Genomic DNA, 25240 nt, shown 5'->3' with positions numbered 1-25240 from the left:
CTCCGGGACATGTGGTGCTCTACGTAGCGGACTATCGGAGGGCGGCGATCAGCCACTCCTGTGAAGCGGCGTCCGCCGGGAGGAACGCCTCGAGGTGGAGCTCGGCCAGGGTGACGTCGGTGGCGGTCTCCAGCTGGGTGGCCAGCCCGAAGAACCGGACGCAGCCCTGGTCCTCGGTCTCCAGCTCGACCGCGAGCACCGGGTCGGTCGCCGGCGGCTGGGCGCGGACGTCGACATAGCCGGCGATCTCCTCGGCCAGCGCCCACAGTGCCGGGTCCCGGCGACGCTCGGCGCGCATCCGGACCCGCTGGTGGATGTTGGCGCCCCACACGGGCAGGTTGCGGATGCGCGGCGCCAGGCCGCCGGGGTGCAGGCTGACCCGGATCGCGTTGATCGGCGGCTCGAGCAGGGCCGGGTCGCAGTCGGCCATCAGCTGGAAGGCCGCAGTGTTGGCGTCGACGACGTCCCAGCGGTCGTCGAGGAGCAGCGCCGGCGCGGGCAGGTAGGCGTCGAGCACCCGGCGCAGGCCGTCCAGCACCGGGGCGAGGTCGTCGTCGTCGAGGCCGCGGACGCCGTACCGAGGGGCGAAGCCGCCGGCGAGCAGCAGGTCGTTGCGCTCCCGCAGTGGCACGTCGAGCTGGTCGGCCAGCCGCTCGATCATGGCCGCGGTCGGGCGTGCCTTGCCGGTCTCGACGAAGCTGAGGTGGCGGGTGCTGACCGCGGCGCGTGAGGCCAGCTCGAGCTGGCTGAGACGACGGTCCTCGCGCCACTGACGGCAGCGGGCCAACGGTGGGGACCGGTGCCGACGACATGCGTCGAGCCTAGGTCGTGAGGCGCCGTTCGCCGATGACCTCGGAGGTCATCGCCAGGTCGCCCGGGTCACCTGCACGCTGGCGCAGTCGAACGAGAGGTCGTGGGATGCAGGACATCGAGCTGTCAGGCCGGAACGGTGCGGTTCCGGGAGCTGGGGCCGCCCTCGGGGCCGGTGGTGCTGTTCGTGCACGGCTTCCTGGTCGACGGCACGCTGTGGGGGAGGTGCCCGGCATGGTGGCCGCCCGGGGGTTCCGTTGCCTGGTGCCCACCTGGCCGCTGGGTGCCCATCGCCCCGCGATGCGCGCCGGCGCCGACCTGTCGCCGCGCGGGGTCGCGAGCCTGGTGTCCGAGCTGATGCATCGGATGGATCTCGACGACGTCACGCTGGTGGGCAACGACACCGGCGGCGCCATCTGCCAGTTCGTGGTCGATGCCTCGCCTGACCGGGTCGGTCGGCTGGTGCTGACCAACTGCGACGGCTTCGAGATCTTCCCTCCCTTCCCGTTCGGGTTGCTGTTCCGCATCGCCAGGCATCCGAGGTTCGCGCGTCCGCTGCTGGCGCTGACCCGGTCTGCGCGCGTGCGCAACGGGGTGCTCGGCTTCGGCCTCCTGGTACGCCGACGGCTGAGCGCGGGCGAGAGCCTGCCCTGGGTGTCGTCGTACCTCCAGGATGCGGGTGTCCGTCGGGACGTGGCCACGTTCGCCCGGGCCGCCCGGGCCGCCGATCTCGCCGAGGTCGGGTCCAGGTTGGGCGCGTTCCGCGACCGGTCCTGCTCTGCTGGGCGCCCGAGGACCGGTTCTTCCGGATCTCGCTGGCGCACCGGCTGCAGGCCGCCTTCTCGGCAGCGCGGCTCGTCGAGATCCCGAGGTGCCCGCACCTTCGTGCCGCTGGATCAGCCCTCCCCGGCTCGCGGAGGAGATCGGCTCGTTCGCCGCGTCAACCCGATAGTCCGCTACGGGCGCACCGTACGCGCCCTGGTGCCTTGCGTAGCGGACTATCGCAGCGTCAGCCCGGATGACGGGACGCGCGTGCGCCGGTGGCGGAGGTGACGCAACAATGGTTGAGTCGTCGACCGTGGTCACCGGCCACCGCACCCGTGCTCTCAGGAGGAGCCCATGACCGTCCGGACCGTCGCCATGCTCACCGCTGGTGGCCTCGCCCCGTGCCTGTCCTCGGCCGTGGGAGGGCTGATCGAGCGCTACAGCGAGGTGGCGCCCGACGTCCGGCTGATCGCCTACCGCGGCGGGTACGCCGGCCTGCTCAGGGGCGACTCCGTCGAGATCACGCCCGACGTCCGCGAGCACGCCCACCTGCTGCACCGGTTCGGCGGCTCCCCGATCGGCAACAGCCGGGTCAAGCTCACCAACGTCGCCGACTGCGTCAAGCGCGGCCTCGTGCAGGAGGGGCAGGACCCGCTCCACGTCGCGGCGGAGCAGCTGACCGCCGACGGGGTCGACGTCCTCCACACCATCGGCGGCGACGACACCAACACCACGGCCGCCGACCTGGCTGCCTATCTCGCCGACAACGACTACGACCTGACCGTGGTCGGGCTGCCGAAGACCATCGACAACGACGTGATCCCGATCCGGCAGTCGCTGGGGGCCTGGACGGCGGCCGAGCAGGGCTCGATCTATGCCCAGAACATCATCGCCGAGCACTCCTCCAACCCGCGGATGCTCATCGTCCACGAGGTGATGGGGCGCAACTGCGGCTGGCTGACCGCCGCCACCGCGGCGGAGTACCACGCCTGGGTCGGTGCGCAGGAGTGGGTGCCCAGCATCGGCAACGACCCCCGCGCCTGGGACGTCCACGCGGTGTTCGTGCCGGAGCGGCACATCGACGTGCAGGCCGAGGCGAAGCGGCTGCGCGGGGTGATGGACGAGATCGACTGCGTCAACATCTTCCTCTCCGAGGGCGCCGGCGTGGCCGAGGTCGTCGAGGAGCTCGAGGCGGCCGGCCAGGAGGTGCCGCGCGACCCCTTCGGCCATGTCCAGCTCGACAAGGTCAACCCCGGCGCCTGGTTCGCCAAGCAGTTCGCCGAGCTGCTCGGTGCCGAGAAGACGATGGTGCAGAAGTCCGGCTACTTCTCCCGCTCGGCCGCGTCCAACGACCGTGACCTGGCGTTGATCAAGGAGTGCACCGACCTCGCCGTCGACTGCGCGCTACGTCGGGAGTCCGGCGTCATCGGGCATGACGAGGAGCGCGGCGACGAGCTGCGCGCGATCGAGTTCCCGCGGATCCGGGGCGGCAAGCCGTTCGACCCCTCCGAGCCGTGGTTCGTGGAGCTGCTGGCCGAGCTCGGTCAGGACTGAGACGGCTCACACGTTGCGCCGGTAGGCCCCGCCGACCTCGAAGAACGCCTCGGTGACCTGGCCGAGCGAGCAGACGCGGGCGGCGTCCATCAGCACGGCGAACACGTTGTCGCCGGCGACGGCGGCGGCCTTGAGCCTGGCCAGGGCGGCCTCCGCCTCCGACCGGTGGGTCTCCTGGAAGGCCCGCACCCGGGACAGCTGGGAGGCCTTCTCCTCCTCGGTGGCCCGGGCGAGCTCGACGGTGTGCGGCTCCTCGCGGCGCTCGGCCAGGAAGGTGTTGACGCCGATGATCGGCAGCGAGCCGTCGTGCTTGCGCTGCTCGTAGAGCATCGACTCGTCCTGGATCCGGCCGCGCTGGTAGCCGGTCTCCATCGCGCCGAGGACGCCTCCGCGCTCGGTGATCCGGTCGAACTCCGCGAGCACCGCCTCCTCGACCAGGTCGGTCAGCTGGTCGATGACGAAGGAGCCCTGGAGCGGGTTCTCGTTCATCGCCAGACCCCACTCGCGGTTGATGATCAGCTGGATCGCCAGCGCGCGACGCACCGACTCTGCCGACGGAGTGGTGACGGCCTCGTCGAAGGCGTTGGTGTGCAGGGAGTTGGCGTTGTCGTAGATCGCGATCAGCGCCTGCAGGGTGGTGCGGATGTCGTTGAAGTCCATCTCCTGTGCATGGAGGGATCGGCCGGAGGTCTGGATGTGGTACTTCAGCTTCTGCGAGCGCTCGGAGGCGGCGTACTTGTCGCGCATCGCGACCGCCCAGATCCGGCGGGCGACCCGGCCGATCACGGAGTACTCCGGGTCCATGCCGTTGGAGAAGAAGAACGACAGGTTGGGCGCGAAGTCGTCGATGTCCATGCCACGGGCGAGGTAGGACTCGACATAGGTGAAGCCGTTGGCGAGCGTGAACGCCAGCTGGCTGATCGGGTTCGCCCCGGCCTCGGCGATGTGATAGCCGGAGATCGAGACGGAGTAGAAGTTGCGGACGCCCTTCTCGATGAACCACTCCTGGATGTCGCCCATCATCTTGAGCGAGAAGTCGGTGGAGAACAGGCAGGTGTTCTGGCCCTGGTCCTCCTTGAGGATGTCGGCCTGCACGGTGCCGCGGACGTTCTGCAAGGCTCCCGCCGTCAGCTCGGCGCGCTCCTCGTCGGTCGGCTCGCGCCCCTCACGCTCGCGGAACGCGTCGACCTGCTGGTCGATGGTGGTGTTGAGGAAGAACGCGAGCACCGTCGGCGCGGGGCCGTTGATCGTCATCGACACGGAGGTGCTCGGGGAGACCAGGTCGAAGCCGTCGTAGAGCGCCTTCATGTCGTCGAGGGTGGCGACGGAGACGCCGGAGGTGCCGACCTTGCCGTAGATGTCGGGGCGCGGGTCGGGGTCGCGGCCGTAGAGCGTGACCGAGTCGAAGGCCGTCGAGAGCCGCTTGGCCTCGGAGTGCTCCGAGAGCAGCCGGAAGCGGCGGTTGGTGCGGAACGGGTCGCCCTCGCCGGCGAACATCCGGGCCGGGTCCTCGGTGTCGCGCTTGAAGGCGAAGACGCCGGCGGTGAACGGGAAGGAGCCGGGCAGGTTCTCGCGGCGCAGGAAGGAGACCAGCTCGCCGTGGTCGGCGTACGCCGGAAGTGCGACGCGCGGGATCGTGTTGCCCGACAGCGTCTCCCGTGTGAGCCTGGTGTGGATCTCGCGGCCCCGGACGGTCACGACCTGCTCGTCGCCGGAGTAGGACTCGACGACCGACGGCCAGCGCTCGAGCTGCTGCGCGGTGGCGGGGTCGAGGTCGGCGCGGGCCCGGTCGAGCAGCTCGGGGACCCGGCCGGCATCCTCGCCGAGCTCCGCGGCCACCGCCTCGAGCCGCTGGACGCGGCGCGCCTGCTCGGCGTGGGCCACCGTGTCGGCGTGGTAGCCGCGGACGGTCTCGGCGATCTCGGCGAGGTAGCGCACCCGCTGCGGCGGGACGACCTCGGTGATGCCCGAGGAGTGCCGGACGTCGACGTGGGGGAGCACGCCCTCGTCCAGGGTGAGGCCCTCTCCGGCCAGCAGACCGCGGAGATGCTGGTAGAGGGCGGTGACCCCGTCGTCGTTGAAGGTCGCGGCCGAGGTGCCGAAGACCGGCATCTCCTCCGGCCTCCTCCCGAAGGCCTCGCGGTTGCGGACCAGCTGGCGGCCGACGTCGCGCATCGCGTCGGCCGCACCGCGGCGCTCGAACTTGTTGATGGCCACCACGTCGGCGAAGTCGAGCATGTCGATCTTCTCCAGCTGGGAGGCGGCGCCGTACTCCGGCGTCATGACGTAGACGCTGGTGTCGACGTGGGGCACGATCGCGGCGTCGCCCTGGCCGATGCCGGGGGTCTCGACGATCACCAGGTCGTGGCCGGCGGCCTTGAGGAGCGTGACCACGTCGTCGAGCGCCTCGGGCAGCTCGTGCGCGCCGCGGGTGGCGAGGCTGCGGAAGAACACCCGGTCGCCGTCGACCGAGTTCATCCGGATCCGGTCGCCGAGCAGCGCGCCGCCGCCCTTGCGGCGGGTCGGGTCGATCGCCACCACGCCGATGCGGAGCTTGTCCTGCTGGTCGGTGCGGAACCGCCGCACCAGCTCGTCGGTGAGGGAGGACTTGCCGGAGCCGCCGGTGCCGGTGAGTCCGAGGACCGGCACCTCGCGCGCCGCGGCCGCCCGGCGTACGACGTCGAGGAAGGCGTCGTCGAGACGTCCGAGCTCGGCGCCGCTGACCGCCCGGGCCAGCGCCGCGCGGTCGCCGGTCAGCAGCGCGTCGGGGGAGGCGGGGCGCTGCTCCCACGGGTCGATGTCGCAGGCCTCGATCATCGTGTTGACCATCGCCGCGAGGCCGAGGCGCTGGCCGTCCTCGGGAGAGAAGATGGTGACGCCGCCGTCGCGCAGCCGGGCGATCTCGTCGGGCACGATCACCCCGCCACCCCCGCCGAAGACCTTGACGTGGCCGGCGCCGGCCTCGGCCAGCCGCTCGGAGAGGTAGCTGAAGTACTCGACGTGGCCGCCCTGGTAGGACGACACGGCCACCCCCTGCGCGTCCTCCTCGAGCGCGGCGTCGACGACCTCCTGGACCGAGCGGTTGTGGCCCAGGTGGATCACCTCGGCGCCCTGGCTCTGCAGGATCCGCCGCATGATGTTGATCGACGCGTCGTGCCCGTCGAAGAGGCTCGCTGCGGTGACGAAGCGGACCGGATGCGTCGGGACATGGAGGGGCTGGGTGGCGGCCATGCCGTCAATAGTAGGACGTCCTAGTAATTCTCGCGAGTCGGCGGCTGACGGTTGATGCTTGACCATGCTGAGTGGCCGAACCTGCGCCTAGCACGGCCAGTTCGTCGTGCGAAGTGCGTCTACACCTACTCAGCATGGTGAAGCATCAACGTCACCCCACCAACAGGGCGGCCGCGCGGGCCATCACCAGCTCTTCGTCGGTGGGGATCGCCCAGACCGAGGGGTTGCCCGGAGGGCTGATCCGCCCGGGTACGCCGCCCACCGCGAGCCCGTGGACGGCGTTGAGCTCGTCGTCGAGGGTCAGGCCGAGGTGGGTGAGCAGCCCCACCACGCCGGAGCGGACCCGCGCGGAGTGCTCACCCACGCCGCCGGTGAGCACCAGTGCGTCGAGGCCGCCGAGCGGCACGACCAGCGCCGCGACGGCCTTGGCGGCGCGGTAGCAGTAGACGTCCAGCGCCAGCGCGGCCGGCAGTGAGCCCTCCGCCTCCGCCTCGGTGAGCTCGCGGACGTCGTGGCTCAGCCCCGAGAGGCCGAGGAGGCCGGACTCGTGGTTGAGCACCTCCACCAGCTCCGCCACGCCGGCACCCGTGCGACCGGCGACGTAGGCCAGCGCCCCGGCGTCGATGTCGCCGCTGCGGGTGCCCATCACCAGCCCCTCCAGTGGGGTGAACCCCATCGTCGTGTCCACCGAGACTCCGTCGCGCACGGCCGCGGCGCTGCACCCGTTGCCGAGGTGGAGCGTGACCAGCCGCAACGAGGCGAGGGGGCGGCCGAGTCGCCCGGCCACCTGGTCGGCCACCGACTGGTGACTGAGCCCGTGGAAGCCATAGCGGCGCACGCCGAGGTCGGCGTACCAGGCCTCCGGCACGGCGTAGCGGAACGCCACCTCCGGCAGCTCGCGGTGGTAGGCCGTGTCGAGCGTCGCGACGTGGGGTACGTCGGGCAGCGCGGCGCGCGCGGCATCGAGGGCCCGCAGCGCCGCGGGGACGTGCAGCGGGGCCAACCCGGCCGCGTCCTCCAGGGCGTCGCGCACGGCGTCGTCGACCACCGCGTGGTCGCGGACCTGCGCGCCGCCGTGCACCAGCCGGTGCGCCACGGCCAGCAGGTCGCGCCGCTCGCCCACGGTGAGTACGCCGACCACGGCGGCCACCATCGCCGCGTGGTCGCCCGCGTCGATCGTGTCCTCGGTGGCCTCCGCGCCGCGATGGACCGCCAGCCGTGCCGGACCGGAGCCGCGCGACTCCACCAGCACCGTGACCCGCCGCGTCCCCGAGGGCAGGTCGACCAGGGCGGCCTTGAGCGTCGAGCTGCCGCAGTTGAGCGCGAGCACCGAGCCGGTCGGGCCTCCCGCGTGGGTCACCTCGGCTCGATCGGCCGGCCCAGCGTCCAGTCGCGCACCTCCGGCAGGTCCTCGAGGTGCTCGACGACGTAGGCCTCGTGCGCCGCCAGCCGCTCCTCGCACCACGCCATGAGGTCGGCCGCTCCGGGGGGCGTCCGCGACGCGTTGTTGAGGGCGTCCATCACCAGGTGGTAGCGCGAGACCCGGTTGCGCACCACCATGTCGAACGGCGTCGTCGTGGTGCCCTCCTCGACGAACCCGCGGGCCCGGAACCGGTCGGCCTCGGGGCGCCCGTGCACCAGCTGGTGCACGGCGCCGGGGTAGCCGTGGAAGGCGAAGATCACGTCGACGCTGTCGGTGAACAGCTCGTTGAAGAGCGTCTCGCTCATCCCGTGCGGGTGGTCGCGCTGGCGGGTCAGCGCCATCAGGTCGACGACGTTGACGACGCGGGTGCGCAGTGACGGCACCTTCTGTCGCAGGATCTCGGCGGCCGCCACCGTCTCCTGGGTGACGACGTCGCCGGCGCACGCCAGCACGATGTCGGGGTCGGCGGAGCCGTCGTCGGTGCCGGCCCACTCCCAGACGCCGGCGCCCTTGGCGCAGTGCCGCTCGGCCTCCTCGATGGTGAGCCACTGTGGCTGCGGCTGCTTGTCGATCACCACGAGGTTGACGTAGGACCGCGAGCGCAGGCAGTGGTCGGCCACGGAGAGCAGGCAGTTGGCGTCCGGCGGGAGATAGATCCGGCCGATCGTGCCGCGGATGTTGAGGACGTTCTGGATCAGGCCGGGACCCTGGTGGCTGAAGCCGTTGTGGTCGTTGCGCCACGCGGTCGAGGTGAGCAGCACGTTGAGGCTCGGGACCTTGGCCCGCCAGTCCAGTCGCGCGGCCTCCTGCAGCCATTTGGCGTGCTGGATGGTCATCGACGCGCTCACCATCGCGAACGCCTCGTAGGTCGCGAACCAGCCGTGCCGCCCGGTGAGCGTGTAGCCCTCCAGCCACCCATGGCAGTTGTGCTCCGACAGCACCTCCATCACCCGGCCGTCGCGCGAGATCGCGACGTCGTCGTCGGTGACCGCCTCGGCGAACGCCCGGTCGCTCACGTCGAAGACCGCGCCCAACCGGTTGGAGTTCGTCTCGTCGGGGCAGAACAGCCGGAACCGGTCCGGGTTGGCGGTGTAGAGGTCACGCATCAGCTCGCCCAGCTTGCGCGTCGACTCCGCCCGCACGGTGGCGGGGGCCGGCACGTCGACGGCGTACGAGCGGAAGTCGGGGATGTCGAGGTCGCGGGTGAGGAGGCCGCCGTTGGCGTGCGGGTTGGCCGACATCCGCGCGTCGCCCTCGGGGTTGGCCGCGAGCACCAGGTCGACGGGTCGGCCGAGCTCGTCGAAGAGCTCCTCGGGCCGGTAGGACTCCAGCCAGCGCTGCAGGATCGCGAGGTGCTCCGGGTTGTCGCGGACCCCCGACAGCGGCACCTGGTGGGAGCGCCAGGTGCCCTCGGTGACGACCCCGTCGACGGAGTGCGGACCGGTCCAGCCCTTGGGGGAGCGCAGCACGATCAGCGGCCAGTGCGGCCGGCGCCCGTCCCAGCTCCCGGAGCGCGCGGCCTGCTGGATCTCGCGGATCCGCTCGTACGCCGTGGCGAGCGTCGCGGCGAACCGCTCGTGCATCCCCGGCAGGTCGTGGCCCTCGACCTCGAGGACGTCGTAGCCGTGACCGGCCAGCAGCGAGCGGACCTCGGCGGGGGACTTGCGGCCGAGCACCGTGGGGCCGGCGATCTTCGCGCCGTTGAGGTGCAGCACCGGCAGCACCGCGCCGTCGCGCTCGGGGTTGAGGAACGAGATGCCCTTCCAGGACCCCTCCAGCGGGCCGGTCTCGGCCTCGCCGTCGCCGACCACCGCCAACGCGATCAGGTCCGGGTTGTCGAGCACGGCCCCGAAGGCGTGGGTGAGCACGTAGCCCAGCTCGCCGCCCTCGTGGATCGAGCCCGGCGTCGTGACGGAGACGTGCGACGGGATGCCGCCCGGGGCGGAGAAGCGGCGGAAGAGCAGGCGGACGCCGTCGGCGTCCGTGGTCACCTCGGGGAACCGCTCGGTGTAGGTGCCCTCGAGATAGCTGGCCGCCACCAGGGCCGGGCCGCCGTGTCCGGGGCCGGCGAGATAGATCATCTGCTGGCCCGTGTGCCGGATGAGGCGGGAGGCATGGGCGTAGATGAAGGACAGCCCGGGACTGGTGCCCCAGTGCCCCAGCAGCCGCGGCTTGATCTGCTCGGCCGTCAGCGGCTCCCGGAGCAGGGGGTTCGCCTGCAGGTAGATCTGACCCACGGTGAGGTAGTTGTTGGCCCGCCACCAGGCATCGACCTGCGCGAGCTCCGCGGTGCTGAGCGAGCCGAGCTCGCCAGGGGCGATCGTGCTGGTCATGGCTCCTCCTGAGCTGGTGTCGACGAGACGTGCTTCCACGGTAGCGAGACGACCGCGCGCCGATGGAGGCGGCCCGGTGGCCGGACCGCGAACGCTGGATGACGGCTGGGGGCCGGCGAGACCCGGTCGGCCGCGGGACCCCGGTCTCACGTCGTTCACCTGCATCCGCTAGGAACAAGACATGGCGCAGCAGATGAATCTCCGGGAGTACATCGACCACCTCCGCGTCGAGGGCTACACGGTCCACGGCAGCAAGGGGGAGGACCCGGTGCTGATCGCCCCCGACGGGAGCGCGGTGGAGACCTGGCGCGAGGACTATCCCTACGACGAGCTGATCGACCGGAAGACCTACGAGGAGGAGAAGTACCGCCTGCAGGTCGAGCTGTTGAAGTTCCAGTACTGGTCGGAGGACTCCGGCGCCAAGCACGTGCTGGTCTTCGAGGGTCGCGACGCCGCCGGCAAGGGCGGCACGATCAAGCGCTTCATGGAGCACCTCAACCCGCGCGGCGCCCGGGTGGTGGCGCTCGCCAAGCCCTCGAGCACCGAGCAGGGCCAGTGGTACTTCCAGCGCTACGTGCAGCATCTGCCGACCGCCGGTGAGATCGTGCTGTTCGACCGGTCCTGGTACAACCGCGCCGGTGTCGAGCGGGTGATGGGGTTCTGCAGCGACGACCAGTACGACACCTTCATGGCCCAGGCCCCGATGTTCGAGCGGATGCTCGTCGACTCGGGGACGACGGTGACCAAGCTGTGGTTCTCGGTGACCCGCAGTGAGCAGCGCACCCGGTTCGCGATCCGGCAGATCGACCCGGTGCGGCGCTGGAAGCTGTCGCCGATGGACCTGGAGAGCCTCGACCGGTGGGAGGACTACACCGCCGCCAAGGAGGCGATGATCGCCAACACCGACAAGAAGCGCGCCCCCTGGATGCAGGTCAAGAGCAACGACAAGAAGCGCGCCCGGATCAACGCGATGCGCGGCTTCCTGCACCAGTTCGACTACGAGGGCAAGGACACCGAGGTGGTCTACGCTCCCGACCCGCTCGTGGTGAAGCGCGCGAAGTACTCCGAGGGCGACTGACCGCGCCGGCTCGGCCCGGCCGGGCGCCGCTCACTCGACGGCGTCTCCTCCCGCCGCGCGCAGTCCGGCCAGCAGCGCCGTCAGTGAGCGGACCTCGGTCGCCTCGAGACCGGGGTCGGTGAACACCTCGGCGTTGAGCTCGTCGGTCGCGCCGGCCGCGGCCGCCCGGCCCTCGTCGGTGAGCACCGCGAGGATCACCCGCCCGTCCCGCTCGGAGCGCTGCCGCTCGACGTACCCCTGGGCGACCAGGCGGTCGACGGCGCTGGTGACGCTCGTCGGGTGCACCTGCAGCAGGGACCCGAGTCGCGTCATCGACAGCCGGCCGGCCCGCGTGAACGTCAGCAGCTGCAGCACCTCGTAGCGCGCGAAGGTCAGCCCGCGCGGGCGCAGCACGGCGTCGATCCGCTCCATGAGCAGTTGGTGCACGCGCACCACCGACGTCACCATCGCCATCCCGTCGGCGGCCGCGTCCCAACCGTGCGACCGCCACTGCCGGTGCGCCTCGGCGATCGGGTCGCGGTCGGGGCTCATGGGGGCAAGGCTACGGCGAGACGAGGTCGGCCAGCGCCCGGTGGGCCTCCACCAGCGACGGGCCGTACCACGTGAGCAGCCGGCCGCTGACCAGCCGCGTCGGCGTACGACGGAAGGCCTCGGGACCGTCGTCGGCGGTGAAGACGTAGGGCTCGTCCGGCAGCAGGACCAGGTCGAGCCCGGCGTCGTCGAGGTCGGCCAGCGCGACCGTCGGATAGCGCTCGTCGGAGTCGGCGAAGGCGTTGGCCAGCCCGAGCCGGGCCAGCAGGTCACCGGTGAAGGTGTCGCGGCCCACCACCATCCACGGGTCCCGCCACACGGGTACGCCGACGCGCGCGACGGCCGGCGGCACCGTCCCGCTCCAGAGCCGCTCGGACTCGACCAGCCACGCGGGCTCCTCGAGGCCCAGCCCCTGCGTCAGCAGCCGCCGCATCGACGCGAGCGCCTCGGGGACCGACTCGATGCGGGTGACCCAGACCGGGACGCCGGCCTCGCGCAGGCGACGCACGTCGAGCTCGCGGTTCTCCTCCTGGTTGGCGACGACGAGGTCGGGCGTCAACGCCTCGATGGCGGCCCGGTCGGGGTTCTTGGTGCCGCGCACCCGGGTGACCGCGAGGTCCGCGGGGTGGGTGCACCAGTCGGTGGCGCCGACCAGCACCGCGGGGGAGGTGGCCGCGATCGCCTCGGTCAGCGACGGCACCAGGGAGACCACCCGGCGGGCCGGGCCGTGGAGCGGGACCGGCACGCCCAGGTCGTCGTGGGGCGCCGACGACGAGCTGGTCAGGTCGGCACCACCAGGTGGTAGATCGTGCCGTCGGCGTAGCCGGCGTAGAGCTCCCCGCCCGCCTCGGAGATCGTGAACAGCGTCCCGCCGGGGTCGAGCTGGAAGCGCTGCGTCTTGTCGGTGATGTCGAACCCGGCGATCCATCCGTTGAGGTCGCCGTAGACGTAGTAGCCCTGGAGCGACGGCGAGTCCGCGCCGCGGTAGACCGCGCCGCCGATGATCGACTCGCCGGTGGGATGACGGTAGGTCAGCTGCGGCTTGACCAGCTTGCCGCCGCGGAGCCGCTCGCCGGAGTCGTAGACGCGGTTGCCCTCATAGCGCGACCAGCCGCCGTTGAGCAGCCGCTTGACGGTCACGCTCATCTTGTCGACCTCCTCGACCCGGTCCTGGCCGACGTCGCCGATCCACAGCGCCTTCGTCGGCGGGTCGAACGCCATCCGCCAGGGGTTGCGCATCCCGATCGCCCAGATCTCGGGGCGCCCCTTCTTGCCGCCGAGCGGGTTGCCGGCCGGGATCTTGTAGGGGAGCCCGTGGCTGACGTCGATCCGCAGGATCTTGCCGAGCAGGGACTGGTGGTCCTGGGCGTGACCGAACTGGTTGCCGCCGCCGCCCCCGTCGCCGGTCGAGACGAACAGCCGTCCCCGGTGGTCGAAGGCGAGGTCGCCGCCGTTGTGGTTGCTGGCCTGCCGGTGCCGGATCCGGAGGATCTTGCGGTACTTGCCCGAGACCATCTTCTTGCCCTGGATCTTGATCCGGGCCAGCTGGATGTCGCCGGTGTCCTTGCGGGTGTAGTAGACGAACGCCCAGTGGTTCTTGGCGAAGTCGGGGTGGAAGGCGATCGACAGCAGGCCGCGCTCACCGTTGCAGTCGACGCGGCTCGCCAGGCTGCCGACCCGGTGCAGCGTGCCTCCCGTCAGCACCCTGATGACGCCGCACTTCTGGGTGATGTAGAGGTCGCTGGAGCCGGGCGGGCTCGCCACGTCGGTCGGGCCGTCGAGGCCCGTCGCCACCGGGTCGGCGGTCACGGTCGGGGCCAGCGCCCGCACGGCGGGCTCCGCCGCCGGCGCGGCGGCAGCGGGTCCGACCAGCAGGGCGGCGCCGACGACGAGGCTGATCAGGAGCGAGGACGGCGAGCGCATGGGCCGACGCTACTGCGCTGGTCCCGACCCTCACCAGGGTGCGGTCCCGGCGGTCACGCGGCCGGTCGCGCCACCCGCTGGCCGGTCACGGCGGGGTAGTGCTCGTCGAGCAGCTCGTCGACGACCCGTTCCCAGGTGCGCGCGGCCACCGCGCGCCGACCGCCGAGCGCGAGGCGCCGGCGCAGCAGCGGGTCGCGCGCCACCGCGGCCACCGTGGTGGCGAACGACGTCCGCTCGTCCGGCGTGTGGAACAGCCCGGACCGCCCGTGGCTGACCAGGTCGAGCGGACCGCCGGCGGCCGGCACGACCACGGCGACGCCGCTGGCCTGGGCCTCCTGCACCGTCTGGCAGAACGTCTCGTGCTCCCCGGTGTGCACGAACACGTCGAGGGAGGCGAAGGCTGCGGCGAGCTCGGCGCCGCGGAGCATCCCGGTGAACGTGGCCCGGGGGAGCGCCGCCTCCAGCCCGTCGCGCTCGGGGCCGTCGCCGACGACGACGAGGTGTACGCCGGGCAGGTCGGCCAGCTCGACGAGCCGGCGTACCTGCTTCTCGGCGGCGAGCCGCCCGACGTAGCCCACCACCGTGCGCCCGTCGGCGCCCCACGAGCGCCGGAGCGCCTCACGGCGGCGCTCGGGCCCGAACAGGTCCAGCGACACCCCGCGCCGCCAGAGGTGCACCTCGTCCACGCCCAGCCCCTCCAGCCGTCTCTGCGAGGCCGAGGACGGGGCCAGGGTGCGCTGCATGCGTTGGTGGAGCGCGGCGACCCAGCGGTCCACAGCGGCCTCCGCCGGGGCGAGCCCGTAGTGCCGTGCGAACCCGGCGACGTCGGTCTGGTAGACCCCCACCGTCGGTACCCCGAGCTGACGAGCCGAGCGGAGCCCGACCGCCCCGAGGGCCACCGGCGACGCCAGGTGGACGACGTCGGGAGCGAACCGCTCGAGTGACCGGTGCACCGCGACGTCGGGCAGGCCCATCGGGAACGACCGGTAGCCCGGCAGCCGCAGCGACCGGGTGCGCACCACCGGGGCGCCCGCGTGGTGGTCGGGACCCGGCCCCGGAGCCACGACCAGCACGTCGTGACCGCTCGCCGTGGCTCGCTCGACCACATGCCGCACGGTGTTGCTGACCCCGTTGACCTGGGGGAGGAACGACTCGGCGACGATCGCGATGCGCACGCCGCCAGGCTGCGCGGCGCTGGTGAACGCGAGGTGACGCCCGCGGGCGGGTCGGCTGACGGCCCCGCGACCAGTCGTGGTCACGGCGCAGCGGACGGCGGCCCTAGGCTGGTGCGCGTGCCGGCCGAGCAGATCCACGACATCGGCCGGCGCCGCGCCTGGGCGATCTGGGCGGTGGCCCTCAGCGTCTACATCCTGGCCGTCTTCCACCGCAGCTCGCTCGGCGTCGCCGGGTTGCTCGCGGCCGAGCGCTTCCAGATCGCCGCCACCCAGCTCGCGTTCTTCACGGTGCTCCAGCTGCTGGTCTACGCCGGCATGCAGATCCCGGTCGGCCTCCTGCTGGACCGGTACGGCGCCAAGCGGATGCTGCTGACCGGGCTGGTGCTGATGACCGCCGGCCAGCTGGCGTTCGCGTTCGCCACCTCCTTCGCGACGGCGGTGCCGGCCCGGGCGGTCCTGGGCGCGGGCGACGCGATGGTCTTCGTCAGCGTGCTGCGGCTGGTGACCGCGTGGTTCCTGGTCCGCCAGGCCCCGATGGTGACCCAGCTGACCGGGCAGCTGGGCCAGCTGGGCGCGATCGCGGCCGCCGGTCCGCTGGCGTTGGCGCTGGACCGGCTCGGCTGGACCCGGACGTTCGCGATGGCGTCGTCGGTGGGGCTGGTGCTGATGGTGGCGGTGGTCCTGCTGGTCAAGGACTCGCCCTACCGCACCACCGAGGTCGTCAAGGTCAAGATGCGGGCCCTGGCGCGGACGCTGCGGTCGGTGTGGGGCAACCCGGGCACCCGGCTCGGCATGTGGTCACACTTCACCTCGCAGTTCTCGGTGACGGTGTTCGGGATGCTGTGGGGCTACCCGTTCCTGGTCCGCGGCGAGGGGTTGAGCCCGCGCGCCGCCGGCCTGCTGCTGATGGTGATGACCGGCTGGGTCGTCGTGTCGGGGCTGGTGATGGGCTCGTTGGTCGCCCGCTTCCCGTTCTATCGCTCGCGCATCGTCTTCGGCGTGGTCGTCGCGATCGCCACGGCGTGGACGGCGGTGCTGGCCTGGCCGGGCGCGGCGCCGGTCTGGCTGCTGGTCGTGCTCGTCTGCACGATCGCCGTGGGTGGCCCGGCCTCGATGGTGGGGTTCGACCTGGCTCGCACGTTCACCCCGGCCGAGGCCAGCGGCAGGGCCAACGGCGTCGTCAACATCGGTGGCTTCATGGCCTCACTCCTCACCATGGCGCTGGTGGGCCTGGTCCTCGACCTGCGCGAGCCGGCCGGCGTGGCGGCGTACGACCTGACCGACTTCAAGGTCGCCCTCTCGACGCAGTACCTCTTCTGGGCCATCGGTGGCACCCAGATCCTGCGCTACCGGCGGCGCGCCCTCGACCACCTCCGTCGGGTGCACCCCGGCGCCATCGAGACCATGAAGCGCGGCGAGCCGTTCGTGCACCCGGGCTTTTCGGACCGCGAGGGCGTGTAAGCCGGTCCAGGCGGCGTCGGCGGCCCGGGCCGCGCGCGAGGAGTTTCTCGTCGGCACCTCCATCTGACATCGTCTGCGCCGTGGCCGACGATGCACGAGAGGACCCTGGCGGTCACACCGTCAGGGTCGCCGACACCGACCTCGCCTTCCGGGTCGAGGCCGGTGAGCGGGTGCTGGCCGCCGCCCGGCGGGCGGGGGTCTGGCTGCCGTTCGAGTGTGGCTGGGGCAGCTGCGGCACCTGCAAGGTGGCGCTGCTCGACGGGGAGGTGGAGCTGTTGTTCCCCGAGGCGCCCACCCTCGACGAGCGCGATGCCCGCCGGGGACGGACGATCACCTGCCAGACCACGGCCACCTCGGACCTGACGATCAAGGTCCGGCGGCTCGGGCCGGCCGAGGAGCGCCCGACCGCCGACTACGACGCGGTGCTGACCGAGGTGGTGCCGCTCGGGCCCGACATCAGCGCGTTCCGGTTCACGCTGGACCGACCGGCGGACTTCCGGCCGGGCCAGTACGCCATCCTCGAGCCGGCGCCGGGGTTGCGTCGCTGCTACTCCATGGCCGGGCTGCCGGGCGGTCCCGAGGTGGAGTTCGTGGCCAAGCGCTATCCCGGGAAGCCCGGCAGCAACGCGCTGTTCGACCTCGCCGTCGGAGCCTCCTGCCCCATGGAGCTGCCCTATGGCGACATGTGGCTGCGCCCGGGCGACGACCCTGTCGTCCTGGTCGCCGGCGGCACCGGCATCTCGCCCGTGCTGTCGCTGGTCCGCCAGCTCGCCGCGGCGGGCCACGGGGGCGAGGTCGACGTGGTGTTCGGCGCCAACTCCCGTGCCGAGCTGGTGCTGTGGGATGAGCTGGTGTCCCTGGTGGAGACGCTCCCGCGGGGTCGGCTGCACGGCGTCATCGCCTCGCCGGGTGACGACTGGAGCGGGCTGGCCGGCCTGGCGCCCGATCATCTGCCGACGCTTCTCACCGGCGCAGAGCGCTGCTATCTGGCCGGGCCGCCCGGCATGGTCGACGCCACCCTCCAGGCGCTGCGCGCCTGCGAGGTCTCCCTGGCCCGCACCCACTACGACCGGTTCGGCTGACCCGGGGCGCGTTCGTCCTGGTCCGGTCCGCCGGGTGGCGCGCCCGTGCGTCATACGTCCCGGTCGCCCTGGCGACCGCTTCGGATGACGCCCCGGGAACGTCATCCGCTCCGGTCGCCCTGGCGGCCGCTTCGTATGACGTCCCCAGCGCCCACAGCCGCCACCGCGGCCGGGTCAGCGACCCCGGTGGCGCGGGTGGTTGCGGGCGACCCGCTCGTTGCCGCGCCGGTAGTTGCCGGTCACCCGGGCCATCAGCTCCTGGGGGTCGCCGCGTTCGACCTCGGCCAGGAACCGGCGGGCCGCGGCCCCGCGCAGGGTGGTGGCCCGGCGGCCGTGATGGCTGATCACCACCTCGTCGCCGACCCGGCGGTAGTCGAAGCCCTCGGGTGCTCTCCCCATGGGTCGAGCATGGCGGCCACGGCACGGGTGCCGCCACCGAGTTCCTCGGGCGTAGGTAAAGCCGCCGGGATCGATGGCCTGTTGGCCGGCGCGGGCTGGGTCCGACCCTCCATGATGGGGTCATGACCGCCGTGGAGCCGCCGGAGCTCATCACGCCGCGTGAGGTGCCCCTGGGTGGGCTGCGGGCGATGCGGGTCCGGCGTACGCTCCCCGCCCGCGGGCGGGCGCTGGTGGGAGCCTGGTGCTTCCTCGACCACTACGGGCCCGACGACGTCGGGCAGACCGGCGGGATGGAGGTCGCACCCCATCCGCACACCGGGCTGCAGACGGTGAGCTGGCTGTTCGCCGGCGAGATCGAGCACCACGACAGCGCGGGCAACCTCGCCATGGTGCGGCCCGGCGAGCTCAACCTGATGACCGCGGGTCGCGGCATCAGCCACACCGAGGTCTCGACCGAGCGGACCCGGCTGCTGCACGGCGTCCAGCTGTGGGTGGCGCTGCCGGAGCGGGCTCGGTTCGGCGGCCCGGCCTGGAGCACTACGTGCCGCCCCGGGTGAGCCGAGCCGGGGTCAAGGCCCGGGTGTTCCTCGGCTCGCTGCTCGGGCAGTCGTCGCCGGTTCAGGACGGCGACGCCGTTGCTGGGGGCCGAGCTGGTGCTCGAGCCGGGGACGTCGGTGGAGCTCGACGTCGAGGAGACCCACGAGCACGCCCTGCTCGTCGACTCCGGCTCGGCCGTGTTCGAGGGACAGGACCTCGCCGAGCACCAGCTGGGGTACGCCGCCCCCGGACGGCTGACCCTCCGGCTGGTCGCCGGGCCCGAACGCAGCCGGGCGATCCTGCTGGGCGGCGAGCCGTTCGACGAGGAGATCGTGATGTGGTGGAACTTCGTCGGCCGCAGCCACGAGGAGATCATCGAGTTCCGCGAGGCCTGGCAGGAGCAGATCACCCACGACGGCGCCGTCGTCGCCGACGGCCGGCAGGTCGCCGACGGCCGGTTCGGCAACACCGGCCACCGGCTGCCACCGATCCCTGCCCCTGAGATGCCCCACGTCCGTCTGAAGGGTCGCCGGTGACCTCGTCCTCGGTGGCCACGCCGGGCGGTGGGCCGTTGGCCGGCCTCACCGTGGTCGAGCTGGCCGGCATCGGTCCGGGCCCGTTCGCCGCCACCCTGCTCGGCGAGCTGGGGGCGCGCGTGGTCCGGGTCGAGCGCCCCGCCGGCGCGGAGGCCGGGCTGATGCCGGTCGCGGGTCTGCGCCGCAGCCGCGCCAACGTCGCCGTCGACCTCAAGCACCCGCGCGGCCGCGAGGTCGTGCTGCGCCTGGTCGACGGGGCCGACGTCCTCATCGAGGGGATGCGGCCCGGCGCGGCCGAGCGGCTCGGGATCGGTCCCGACGACTGCCTGGCCCGGAACCCGCGGCTGGTCTACGGGCGGATCACCGGGTGGGGCCAGGACGGGCCCCTCGCCCACACCGCCGGCCATGACATCAACTACGCCGCCCTGTCGGGCGCCCTGCACGCGACCGGCGAGGCCGGCAAGCCGCGTCAGGCCGTCAACCTGGTCGCCGACTTCGGCGGTGGCACGCTCTACCTCGTGATGGGGGTGCTCGCCGCCCTCCTCGAACGCGAGCGCAGCGGCCGCGGCCAGGTGGTCGACGCCGCGATGGTCGACGGCGCGGCGTCGCTGATGACGATGGTCTACAGCCTGCACGCCGCGGGCCTGTGGCAGGACCGACGTGAGGCCAACCTGCTCGACGGGGCGGCGCCGTTCTACGACACCTACGCCTGCGCCGACGGAGGGTTCGTCGCCGTCGGTGCCCTGGAGCCGCAGTTCTACGCGGCGCTGCTGGGCGGTCTCGGGCTGGACCTCCCCGAGGGTCAGTACGCCGTCGACGCGTGGCCACGACACCGGGCCGCCATCGCCGAGCGCTTCGCCTCCCGCGACCGGGACGAGTGGCTCGGTGTCTTCGACGGCACCGACGCCTGCGTCACGCCGGTGCTCTCGCTGGCCGACGCGCCCCGACACCCGCACCTGGCCGCCCGTGGCGTGTTCGCCGACGTGCCCGGCGGGGTGGAGCCGCGGGTCGCCCCGCGCTTCTCGCGCACACCCGGCCGGGAGCCGACCGCCCCGCGGGCGACCGGCGCCGACACCGCGGCCGTGCTCGGCGATCTGGGCTTCAGCGCCGACGAGGTCGCCGAGCTCCTCGATGTCGGCGCGGTGGTCCAGACTCACGAGCCATGAGTGACCTGGTCGTGGGCGACGACGGGCTGGCCCGGTGCGGCTGGGGTGCCAGCACCCCCGACTACGCCGCCTACCACGACGACGAGTGGGGTCGCCGGGTCCACGGCGAGTCGGCCTATCTCGAGCGGCTGACCCTCGAGGCCTTCCAGTCCGGGCTGTCCTGGCTGACCATCCTGCGCAAGCGGCCGGCGTTCCGGGCAGCCTTCGCCGACTTCGACGCCGACACCGTCGCCGGCTTCGACGACGCCGACATGGCGCGGCTGCTGGCCGACGCGGGCATCGTGCGCAACCGCGCCAAGATCGACGCCGCGGTCACCAACGCGCGCGCCACGGTGGCGCTCCGCGAGGCCGAGGGTCTCGAGTCGCTGGTGCTCTCCTTCGCCCCGGGCCCGCGGCCGGCGCCGCAGACCTTCGCCGACGTCCCGGCCGTCACCGCGGAGTCGACCGCGCTGTCCAAGGCGCTGAAGAAGCGCGGGTTCGCGTTCGTCGGGCCGACCACGATGTATGCCCTGATGCAGGCCATCGGTCTGGTCGACGACCACCTCGCCGGCTGCCACCGGCGCGGCGCTGCCCCCTGACACGCACCCGAGCGCTCACTAGCCTGCACCCATGACCCGCGTGCATGCCTTCACCGACGACGCCCTGGCCGACCACGACGCCGTGGGACTCGTCACCGAGCTGCACGAGGGCCGGGTGTCGATCCCCGAGGTGGTGGAGGCCGCGATCGCCCGGGCCGAGCGGGTGGACCCACAGCTCAACGGCCTCGCGCTGCGGGCCTACGACCGGGCCCGGGCCGAGGCCGCCGACCCGCGCGGTGGGTACTTCGCCGGGGTGCCGACGTTGGTCAAGGACAACGTCGACGTGGAGGGGATGCCCAGCCAGCACGGGAGCGACGCGTTCGTCTGTCCGCCCTGCAAGGCCGACGGCGAGTTCGCCCGGATGTACCTCGCCACCGGCCTGATCCCGATCGGCAAGACCCAGCTGTCGGAGTTCGGCTTCTCGGCGGTGGCCGAGCATCCGCGGCTCGGTGCGGTGCGCAACCCGTGGGACACCGACCGCACCGCCGGGGCGTCCTCCAGCGGGTCCGGAGCCTTCGTCGCCGCGGGGGTCGTCCCCTTCGCGCACGCCAACGACGGCGGCGGCTCGATCCGCATCCCGGCCGCCGTCAACGGGCTGGTGGGCCTCAAGCCGAGCCGCGGGCGGCTGGCCCTGGACAAGGCGATGGGCCAGATGCCGATCAAGATCGTCGCCGACGGCGTCGTCAGCAGGTCGGTGCGCGACACGGCGGCCCTCCTCCGCGAGGCGGAGCGCGTCTATCGCAACCACTCCCTGCCGCCCATCGGAGACATCACCCGGCCCGCCCGCCGGCGGCTGCGGGTCGCGGTCTTCCCGGAGTCGCCGTACGCCGCCTCCGACCCGGCGGTGATCGAGGAGACGATGAAGACCGCCGCGCTGCTCGAGGAGCTCGGCCATCACGTCGAGGAGCGGGAGCTGCCGCTGACCGACACGTTCAACGACGACTTCCTCCTCTACTGGGGGTTCCTGGCGTTCTACCTGCTCGGCACGGGGCGGCTGACGTTCGGCAGCAGCTGGGACCGCACCAAGGTCGACAACCTGTCGGCCGGCCTGGCGGCACACTGCCGGGCCAACCTGCGTCACTACCCGGGCGCGGTGCGCCGGCTGCGCCGACTCGGCACGATGTCGGCCGAGCTCTACCGCGAGGTCGATGTCGTGCTCTCGCCCACGCTCGCCACCGCCACCCCCCGCGTCGGCCACCTCGACCCGATGCAGGACTACGAGACGGTTCGCGACCGGCTGCTCGACTGGGTGGCCTTCACGCCCTACCAGAACGCCACCGGCGAGCCGGCCGTCTCGCTGCCGCTCGGCACCGACCCCGACGGGCTCCCGCTGGGGATGATGTTCAGCAGCGGGACGGGGCGCGAGGCGACCCTGCTGGAGCTGGCCTACGAGCTCGAACAGGCCCGCCCCTGGCGGCGGATCCAGGACTGACCCGCCACCGCGGTCGAGGGCCGAAAAGCCGATTTCTCACGCGCGCCCGCGCGTGTGTATCCTTGCGAGTCGTTTGCCCCTTTAGCTCAGTCGGCAGAGCGACTCCATGGTAAGGAGTAGGTCTACGGTTCGATTCCGTAAAGGGGCTCTGGGTCGGGACCGCGTCGAGCGCTCGAGGCGGCACCGGACCCGGCGGCGGGGTAGCTCAGGTGGTTAGAGCACACGGCTCATAATCGTGGTGTCGCGGGTTCGAGTCCCGCCCCCGCTACGACGCATGACTTTTCGGGGACCTCCCGGCCCCCCTTCCCGTACGACGACCGAAGGACACTCCCGTGGCCAGCAAGACCTCCGACGTTCGCCCCAAGATCACGCTCGCCTGCACCGAGTGCAAGGAGCGCAACTACATCACCAAGAAGAACCGGCGCAACGACCCCGACCGCATGGAGCTGTCGAAGTTCTGCCCGCGCTGCCGCAAGCACACGCCGCACCGCGAGACCCGCTGACGGTCCTCCCAGACGCACCGCGACGGCCCGCCCGGACTTCCGGGCGGGCCGTCGGCGTTCTCGCGCCGCGCGGTGCGTCGACACGTGGGGCAGCACCCGTCGCCGGCGCTGGCGGCCGGTCCGGCGACGACCTAGGCTCACGGCATGTGGCGGCGCGGCGTAGGCGCCCTGACGGTGATCCTGCTCGCGGCGAGCTGCGCCGAGAGTGACGGGCCCGAGGAGCGGACGACCCCCGGTGGGGCCGGCTCCTCCGCACCCGCCGCTGCCGCGGACGCCCTGGTGGTCGCCGTACCCTCCGGGCCCGTGGGGCTGGCGGCCACCTCCGACGCCGTGTGGGCGGTGAGCGTCCGCGACGAGTCGGTCAACCGGCTCGACCTCGAGACCGGTGAGGTCCGCGGCCGGGTGGGGGTGTCCGGCGGCCCGTTGCGCGTCGCCGAGGGCTTCGGGGCACTCTGGGTCACCAGCTTCGAGGGCCGGCGTCTGGTCAGGGTCGACCCCGTCGGCGGTGAGGTCACCGGTCGGGTGAAGGTCGGCCAGGGCGCCGAGGGGGTCGCCACGGGCTTCGGCTCGGTGTGGGTGGTGGCGCAGGACGCCGGGCAGTTGGTGCAGGTCGACCCACGACGCCTGCGCGTGCAGCAGCGAGTCGGGATCGGCTACGGCGCCCGCCTGGTCGTCGCCGGGGAGTCCCGGCTCTTCGTTGCCCAGTTCCTCGAGAACCGTGTGCTCGCCGTCGACCCCGACACCGGAGCCGTCACCCCGTCCGAGGAGCTGTGCACCGGCCCCCAGGGCATGGCGCCGGCGGCCGGCCTGCTCTGGGTGGCCTGCACCTTCTCCGACGAGGTGGTGGCGATCGACGCCGACACCCTGGACGTGGTCCATCGCGTCGACCTCGCGGGCGCTCCCGACCCGGTCCAGGCGGTCGACGGGATGGTGCTCGTCGCCGCGGAGGCGGGGCCCGCCCTGGTCGCGATCGATCCCGGCACCGCCACGGTGGTGTCGCGCACCGAGCTCGGCACCGCGCGGCCACTCGCCGACAAGGCCAACATCGACCTGGCCCTCGCCGGTGGACGCGCCTGGGTCAGCTCCTTCGGGGAGGATCGGGTCTACTCCGTCCCGCTACCGGGCGGCTGAGTCGCCGCGGTCGGGACGTCGGGGCGTCGCCGGGCCGGCCTGGTGTCCGGCGCGGACGGCTGTCTAGGGTGACGCCATGGATGCTGGAGCAGCCGACGGCGCCGCCGCCGAGGTGGAGGCGCGAGACGACCTGCAGACCGCGGTCGCCGCGATCGGCGTCCATGTGCGCCGCGAGCGCAAGCGCCGCCAGCTCAGCGTGGCCGCGCTGAGCGAGCGCGCGGGCGTGAGCTTCGGGCTGATCAGCGAGGTCGAGCGGGGTCTGGGCAACCCGTCGCTGCAGACGCTGCAGCGGCTCGGCAAGGCGCTGGACCTGCCGCTGTCCCAGCTGCTCGCCGAGCCGGGGGGCGACCCGATGGTGGTCCGCGCGGGGGAGCGGCACGTGCTGCCGAGCTATGGCGAGCACCCGGCCACCAGGCAGGTTCGCCGAGAGCTGTTGACCCCCCGCGGGCACACCAACCTCCAGCTCATCCGCAGCGTGCTCCCACCCGGCTTCACCAACGACGGGTCGCCGTTCCGGCACCTCGGCACCGAGGCGATCCTGGTGGAGGAGGGCCGGTTGATCGTCGTCCACGGCAACCGCACCGTCGAGCTCGAGGCCGGCGACGCGATGACCTACGGCTGCTCCACCTCGCACTACTGGGCCAACGGCCACGACGGGACGACCATCGTGCTCGGTGCGGTCAGCCCCTTCGAGGAGTAGGCCGCCGCGCGGGTCAGCAGCGGCGGGACCGGTCGCCGAGCGCCGCCCAGGCGTCCGAGGCGATGTCGGAGGTCCCCCAGAGTCGCAGCCCGAGGAGCCGGTGCAGCTCGGCCAAGGGGGCACCCGCGTCGTCCACGCGGAGGTCGATGTCGAGGTCCGACACCGAGTCGTTCTCCGGCCCCCCGCGCAGCGGCCCTGCGCCCCCGGCCACCATCAGCGCCGCGCTCTGCTGTCCCCGGCGCTCGCCGCCGGCGGCCTGGCCGGCGACCAGGGCGCGCAGCAGTCGGGCGGCCAGCCGGGCCACCGGAGCCGGCACGGCCCGCGCCGCGTGCGAGCCGTCGAGCTCGACGAACGAGGTCTCCCTGCCGGGCGGAAGCTCGGGGCCGGCCTCGTCGAACGAGGCGACCATGGCCTCGAGCACCTCGGGTCCGGTGAGGTAGTTGCCGGCGGTGAGGAGCCCCGGGCGGCGGCGGGTGCCGGCCCACGGCGTGCACTGCCGGCCGGTGTGGGTGGCGGTGTCGCCGTCCAGGGTCAGAACCGCGACCTGCCGGTAGTCGCGGCCGTCGTCGTCGGCCATCGCCGCCCGCAGTGCGACCTCGGGCGGCTGGCCGTCGGCGATCGCGGCGAACACCAGCGAGCGCAACGACCGGTTGGTCCAGGCCTGGCTGGCGATCGCGCCCACCCGGGAGTCGAGGGCCGGGACGCCGTGGCCGACCGCCAGTGAGCAGCTGGCGACCGCCAACCCGAGCAGCGGCCGGGTGAGGCCGGGCGTCTGCCCCGGCGCCTCCAGGGCCAGCACGGCGAAGGTCACGTCGTCGCCCTCCGGTGTCCGGCCGGCCGGGTGGGTCAGAGCCCCCGTCCGGGTCAACGTAACTTTTGTGTTTCGGGCCGT

The 25240-nt window shown here is 72.7% G+C and carries 23 protein-coding genes and 2 tRNA genes; 15 read left to right on the top strand and 10 right to left on the bottom strand.

Going from position 1 to position 25240, the window contains the following annotated elements:
- Positions 1-31: 31 nt before the first annotated feature.
- Positions 32-787, bottom strand: a complete 756-nt coding sequence (locus R2740_RS15700; RefSeq protein ID WP_371303631.1) for a helix-turn-helix domain-containing protein — start codon at positions 785-787, stop codon at positions 32-34.
- Between the two features lie 257 nt (positions 788-1044).
- On the opposite strand from R2740_RS15700, the gene R2740_RS15695 reads away from it, so the two are divergent.
- Positions 1045-1863: an alpha/beta fold hydrolase gene (locus R2740_RS15695; RefSeq protein WP_371303630.1), complete on the top strand. Its 819-nt coding sequence runs from the start codon at positions 1045-1047 to the stop codon at positions 1861-1863.
- Between the two features lie 66 nt (positions 1864-1929).
- Positions 1930-3129 carry a pyrophosphate--fructose-6-phosphate 1-phosphotransferase gene (locus R2740_RS15690; RefSeq protein WP_371303629.1) on the top strand — a complete coding sequence of 400 codons (1200 nt, stop codon included), beginning with the start codon at positions 1930-1932 and terminating at the stop codon, positions 3127-3129.
- Positions 3130-3135: 6 nt separating this feature from the next.
- Here R2740_RS15690 and icmF read toward each other — a convergent pair whose 3' ends face one another.
- The 3 genes from icmF to R2740_RS15675 all read right to left on the bottom strand — a co-directional run bounded on the left by icmF (position 3136) and on the right by R2740_RS15675 (position 10116).
- A complete protein-coding gene (icmF, locus tag R2740_RS15685; RefSeq protein ID WP_371303628.1) occupies positions 3136-6360 on the bottom strand; it encodes a fused isobutyryl-CoA mutase/GTPase IcmF in 3225 nt (1074 codons plus the stop codon).
- A gap of 151 nt (positions 6361-6511) precedes the next feature.
- Positions 6512-7720, bottom strand: a complete 1209-nt coding sequence (locus R2740_RS15680) for an acetate/propionate family kinase (protein ID WP_371303627.1) — start codon at positions 7718-7720, stop codon at positions 6512-6514.
- A complete protein-coding gene (locus R2740_RS15675; protein ID WP_371303626.1) occupies positions 7717-10116 on the bottom strand; it encodes a phosphoketolase in 2400 nt (799 codons plus the stop codon). Before R2740_RS15675 ends, R2740_RS15680 begins: the two co-directional genes overlap by 4 nt.
- A 181-nt stretch (positions 10117-10297) precedes the next feature.
- Between R2740_RS15675 and ppk2 the strand changes: the two genes are divergently transcribed.
- Positions 10298-11194 carry a polyphosphate kinase 2 gene (gene ppk2 / locus R2740_RS15670; RefSeq protein ID WP_371303625.1) on the top strand — a complete coding sequence of 299 codons (897 nt, stop codon included), beginning with the start codon at positions 10298-10300 and terminating at the stop codon, positions 11192-11194.
- A gap of 30 nt (positions 11195-11224) precedes the next feature.
- Here the strand turns inward: ppk2 and R2740_RS15665 are convergent, their stop codons facing one another.
- The 4 genes from R2740_RS15665 to R2740_RS15650 are packed head-to-tail and all read right to left on the bottom strand — an operon-like array spanning position 11225 to position 14823.
- Positions 11225-11725: a MarR family winged helix-turn-helix transcriptional regulator gene (locus R2740_RS15665; protein ID WP_371303624.1), complete on the bottom strand. Its 501-nt coding sequence runs from the start codon at positions 11723-11725 to the stop codon at positions 11225-11227.
- A gap of 10 nt (positions 11726-11735) precedes the next feature.
- On the bottom strand, positions 11736-12470 hold the full coding sequence (locus R2740_RS15660) for a helical backbone metal receptor (RefSeq protein ID WP_371303623.1): 735 nt from the start codon (positions 12468-12470) through the stop codon (positions 11736-11738).
- A gap of 35 nt (positions 12471-12505) precedes the next feature.
- Positions 12506-13648: a sorbosone dehydrogenase family protein gene (locus R2740_RS15655; RefSeq protein ID WP_371303622.1), complete on the bottom strand. Its 1143-nt coding sequence runs from the start codon at positions 13646-13648 to the stop codon at positions 12506-12508.
- 53 nt (positions 13649-13701) lie between these two features.
- The gene (locus R2740_RS15650; protein ID WP_371303621.1) at positions 13702-14823 is read right to left on the bottom strand and encodes a glycosyltransferase family 4 protein; all 1122 of its coding nucleotides are present in this window, start codon (positions 14821-14823) and stop codon (positions 13702-13704) included.
- A gap of 117 nt (positions 14824-14940) precedes the next feature.
- On the opposite strand from R2740_RS15650, the gene R2740_RS15645 reads away from it, so the two are divergent.
- Together R2740_RS15645 and R2740_RS15640 are read left to right on the top strand one after the other, a co-directional pair.
- Positions 14941-16284, top strand: coding sequence for a nitrate/nitrite transporter (locus tag R2740_RS15645; protein ID WP_371303620.1), 1344 nt, complete (start codon positions 14941-14943; stop codon positions 16282-16284).
- An 80-nt stretch (positions 16285-16364) separates the two neighbouring features.
- On the top strand, positions 16365-17366 hold the full coding sequence (locus R2740_RS15640) for a 2Fe-2S iron-sulfur cluster-binding protein (RefSeq protein WP_371303619.1): 1002 nt from the start codon (positions 16365-16367) through the stop codon (positions 17364-17366).
- Between the two features lie 174 nt (positions 17367-17540).
- Here R2740_RS15640 and R2740_RS15635 read toward each other — a convergent pair whose 3' ends face one another.
- Positions 17541-17765: a hypothetical protein gene (locus R2740_RS15635; RefSeq protein ID WP_371303618.1), complete on the bottom strand. Its 225-nt coding sequence runs from the start codon at positions 17763-17765 to the stop codon at positions 17541-17543.
- Positions 17766-17887: 122 nt separating this feature from the next.
- Here R2740_RS15635 and R2740_RS15630 point away from each other — a divergent pair, with 122 nt between their 5' ends.
- From R2740_RS15630 to R2740_RS15585, 10 genes are all read left to right on the top strand, one after another.
- Positions 17888-18322, top strand: a complete 435-nt coding sequence (locus R2740_RS15630) for a pirin family protein (protein WP_371303617.1) — start codon at positions 17888-17890, stop codon at positions 18320-18322.
- A 78-nt stretch (positions 18323-18400) separates the two neighbouring features.
- Positions 18401-18838 (top strand): pirin-like C-terminal cupin domain-containing protein, encoded by a 438-nt coding sequence (locus R2740_RS15625; protein ID WP_371303616.1) that lies wholly within the window; start codon positions 18401-18403, stop codon positions 18836-18838.
- Positions 18835-20004 (top strand): CaiB/BaiF CoA transferase family protein, encoded by a 1170-nt coding sequence (locus R2740_RS15620; RefSeq protein ID WP_371303615.1) that lies wholly within the window; start codon positions 18835-18837, stop codon positions 20002-20004. Before R2740_RS15625 ends, R2740_RS15620 begins: the two co-directional genes overlap by 4 nt.
- Complete coding sequence (locus tag R2740_RS15615; protein WP_371303614.1) at positions 20001-20582, top strand: DNA-3-methyladenine glycosylase I; 582 nt, start codon at positions 20001-20003, stop codon at positions 20580-20582. The genes R2740_RS15620 and R2740_RS15615 overlap by 4 nt, the downstream gene beginning before the upstream one ends.
- 31 nt (positions 20583-20613) lie before the next feature.
- Entirely contained in the window at positions 20614-22014 is a 1401-nt protein-coding gene (locus tag R2740_RS15610; protein WP_371303613.1) for an amidase, read from the top strand.
- Between the two features lie 75 nt (positions 22015-22089).
- A tRNA-Thr gene (locus R2740_RS15605) sits at positions 22090-22162 on the top strand.
- 46 nt (positions 22163-22208) lie between these two features.
- Positions 22209-22282 (top strand) — tRNA-Met (locus tag R2740_RS15600).
- 64 nt (positions 22283-22346) lie between these two features.
- On the top strand, positions 22347-22517 hold the full coding sequence (gene rpmG, locus R2740_RS15595; protein WP_324500696.1) for a 50S ribosomal protein L33: 171 nt from the start codon (positions 22347-22349) through the stop codon (positions 22515-22517).
- A 144-nt stretch (positions 22518-22661) separates the two neighbouring features.
- Positions 22662-23648, top strand: a complete 987-nt coding sequence (locus R2740_RS15590; RefSeq protein ID WP_371303612.1) for a PQQ-binding-like beta-propeller repeat protein — start codon at positions 22662-22664, stop codon at positions 23646-23648.
- Between the two features lie 76 nt (positions 23649-23724).
- Complete coding sequence (locus tag R2740_RS15585) at positions 23725-24348, top strand: helix-turn-helix domain-containing protein (RefSeq protein ID WP_371303611.1); 624 nt, start codon at positions 23725-23727, stop codon at positions 24346-24348.
- Positions 24349-24361: 13 nt separating this feature from the next.
- On the opposite strand, the gene R2740_RS15580 is transcribed toward R2740_RS15585, so the two are convergent.
- Positions 24362-25159 carry a DUF1028 domain-containing protein gene (locus R2740_RS15580; protein WP_371303610.1) on the bottom strand — a complete coding sequence of 266 codons (798 nt, stop codon included), beginning with the start codon at positions 25157-25159 and terminating at the stop codon, positions 24362-24364.
- Between the last annotated feature and the right edge of the window lie 81 nt (positions 25160-25240).

Origin of the sequence: Nocardioides sp. (genome assembly GCF_041393715.1) — a bacterium.
Classification (GTDB): domain Bacteria; phylum Actinomycetota; class Actinomycetes; order Propionibacteriales; family Nocardioidaceae; genus Nocardioides.
Note: the sequence above shows the minus strand (reverse complement) of the source record. Positions and strands in the feature narration are given on the sequence as shown.

Excerpts from the sequence above, each read along its gene's own strand:
- R2740_RS15695 (WP_371303630.1), top strand. The coding sequence starts at position 1,045 with ATGGTGGCCGCCCGGGGGTTCCGTTGCCTGGTGCCCACCTGGCCGCTG.
- R2740_RS15655 (WP_371303622.1), bottom strand. The coding sequence starts at position 13,648 with ATGCGCTCGCCGTCCTCGCTCCTGATCAGCCTCGTCGTCGGCGCCGCC.
- R2740_RS15610 (WP_371303613.1), top strand. The coding sequence starts at position 20,614 with ATGACCCGCGTGCATGCCTTCACCGACGACGCCCTGGCCGACCACGAC.
- R2740_RS15675 (WP_371303626.1), bottom strand. The coding sequence starts at position 10,116 with ATGACCAGCACGATCGCCCCTGGCGAGCTCGGCTCGCTCAGCACCGCG.
- ppk2 (WP_371303625.1), top strand. The coding sequence starts at position 10,298 with ATGGCGCAGCAGATGAATCTCCGGGAGTACATCGACCACCTCCGCGTC.
- R2740_RS15635 (WP_371303618.1), bottom strand. The coding sequence starts at position 17,765 with ATGGGGAGAGCACCCGAGGGCTTCGACTACCGCCGGGTCGGCGACGAG.
- R2740_RS15615 (WP_371303614.1), top strand. The coding sequence starts at position 20,001 with ATGAGTGACCTGGTCGTGGGCGACGACGGGCTGGCCCGGTGCGGCTGG.
- R2740_RS15630 (WP_371303617.1), top strand. The coding sequence starts at position 17,888 with ATGACCGCCGTGGAGCCGCCGGAGCTCATCACGCCGCGTGAGGTGCCC.
- R2740_RS15590 (WP_371303612.1), top strand. The coding sequence starts at position 22,662 with ATGTGGCGGCGCGGCGTAGGCGCCCTGACGGTGATCCTGCTCGCGGCG.
- R2740_RS15690 (WP_371303629.1), top strand. The coding sequence starts at position 1,930 with ATGACCGTCCGGACCGTCGCCATGCTCACCGCTGGTGGCCTCGCCCCG.
- icmF (WP_371303628.1), bottom strand. The coding sequence starts at position 6,360 with ATGGCCGCCACCCAGCCCCTCCATGTCCCGACGCATCCGGTCCGCTTC.
- R2740_RS15665 (WP_371303624.1), bottom strand. The coding sequence starts at position 11,725 with ATGAGCCCCGACCGCGACCCGATCGCCGAGGCGCACCGGCAGTGGCGG.
- R2740_RS15585 (WP_371303611.1), top strand. The coding sequence starts at position 23,725 with ATGGATGCTGGAGCAGCCGACGGCGCCGCCGCCGAGGTGGAGGCGCGA.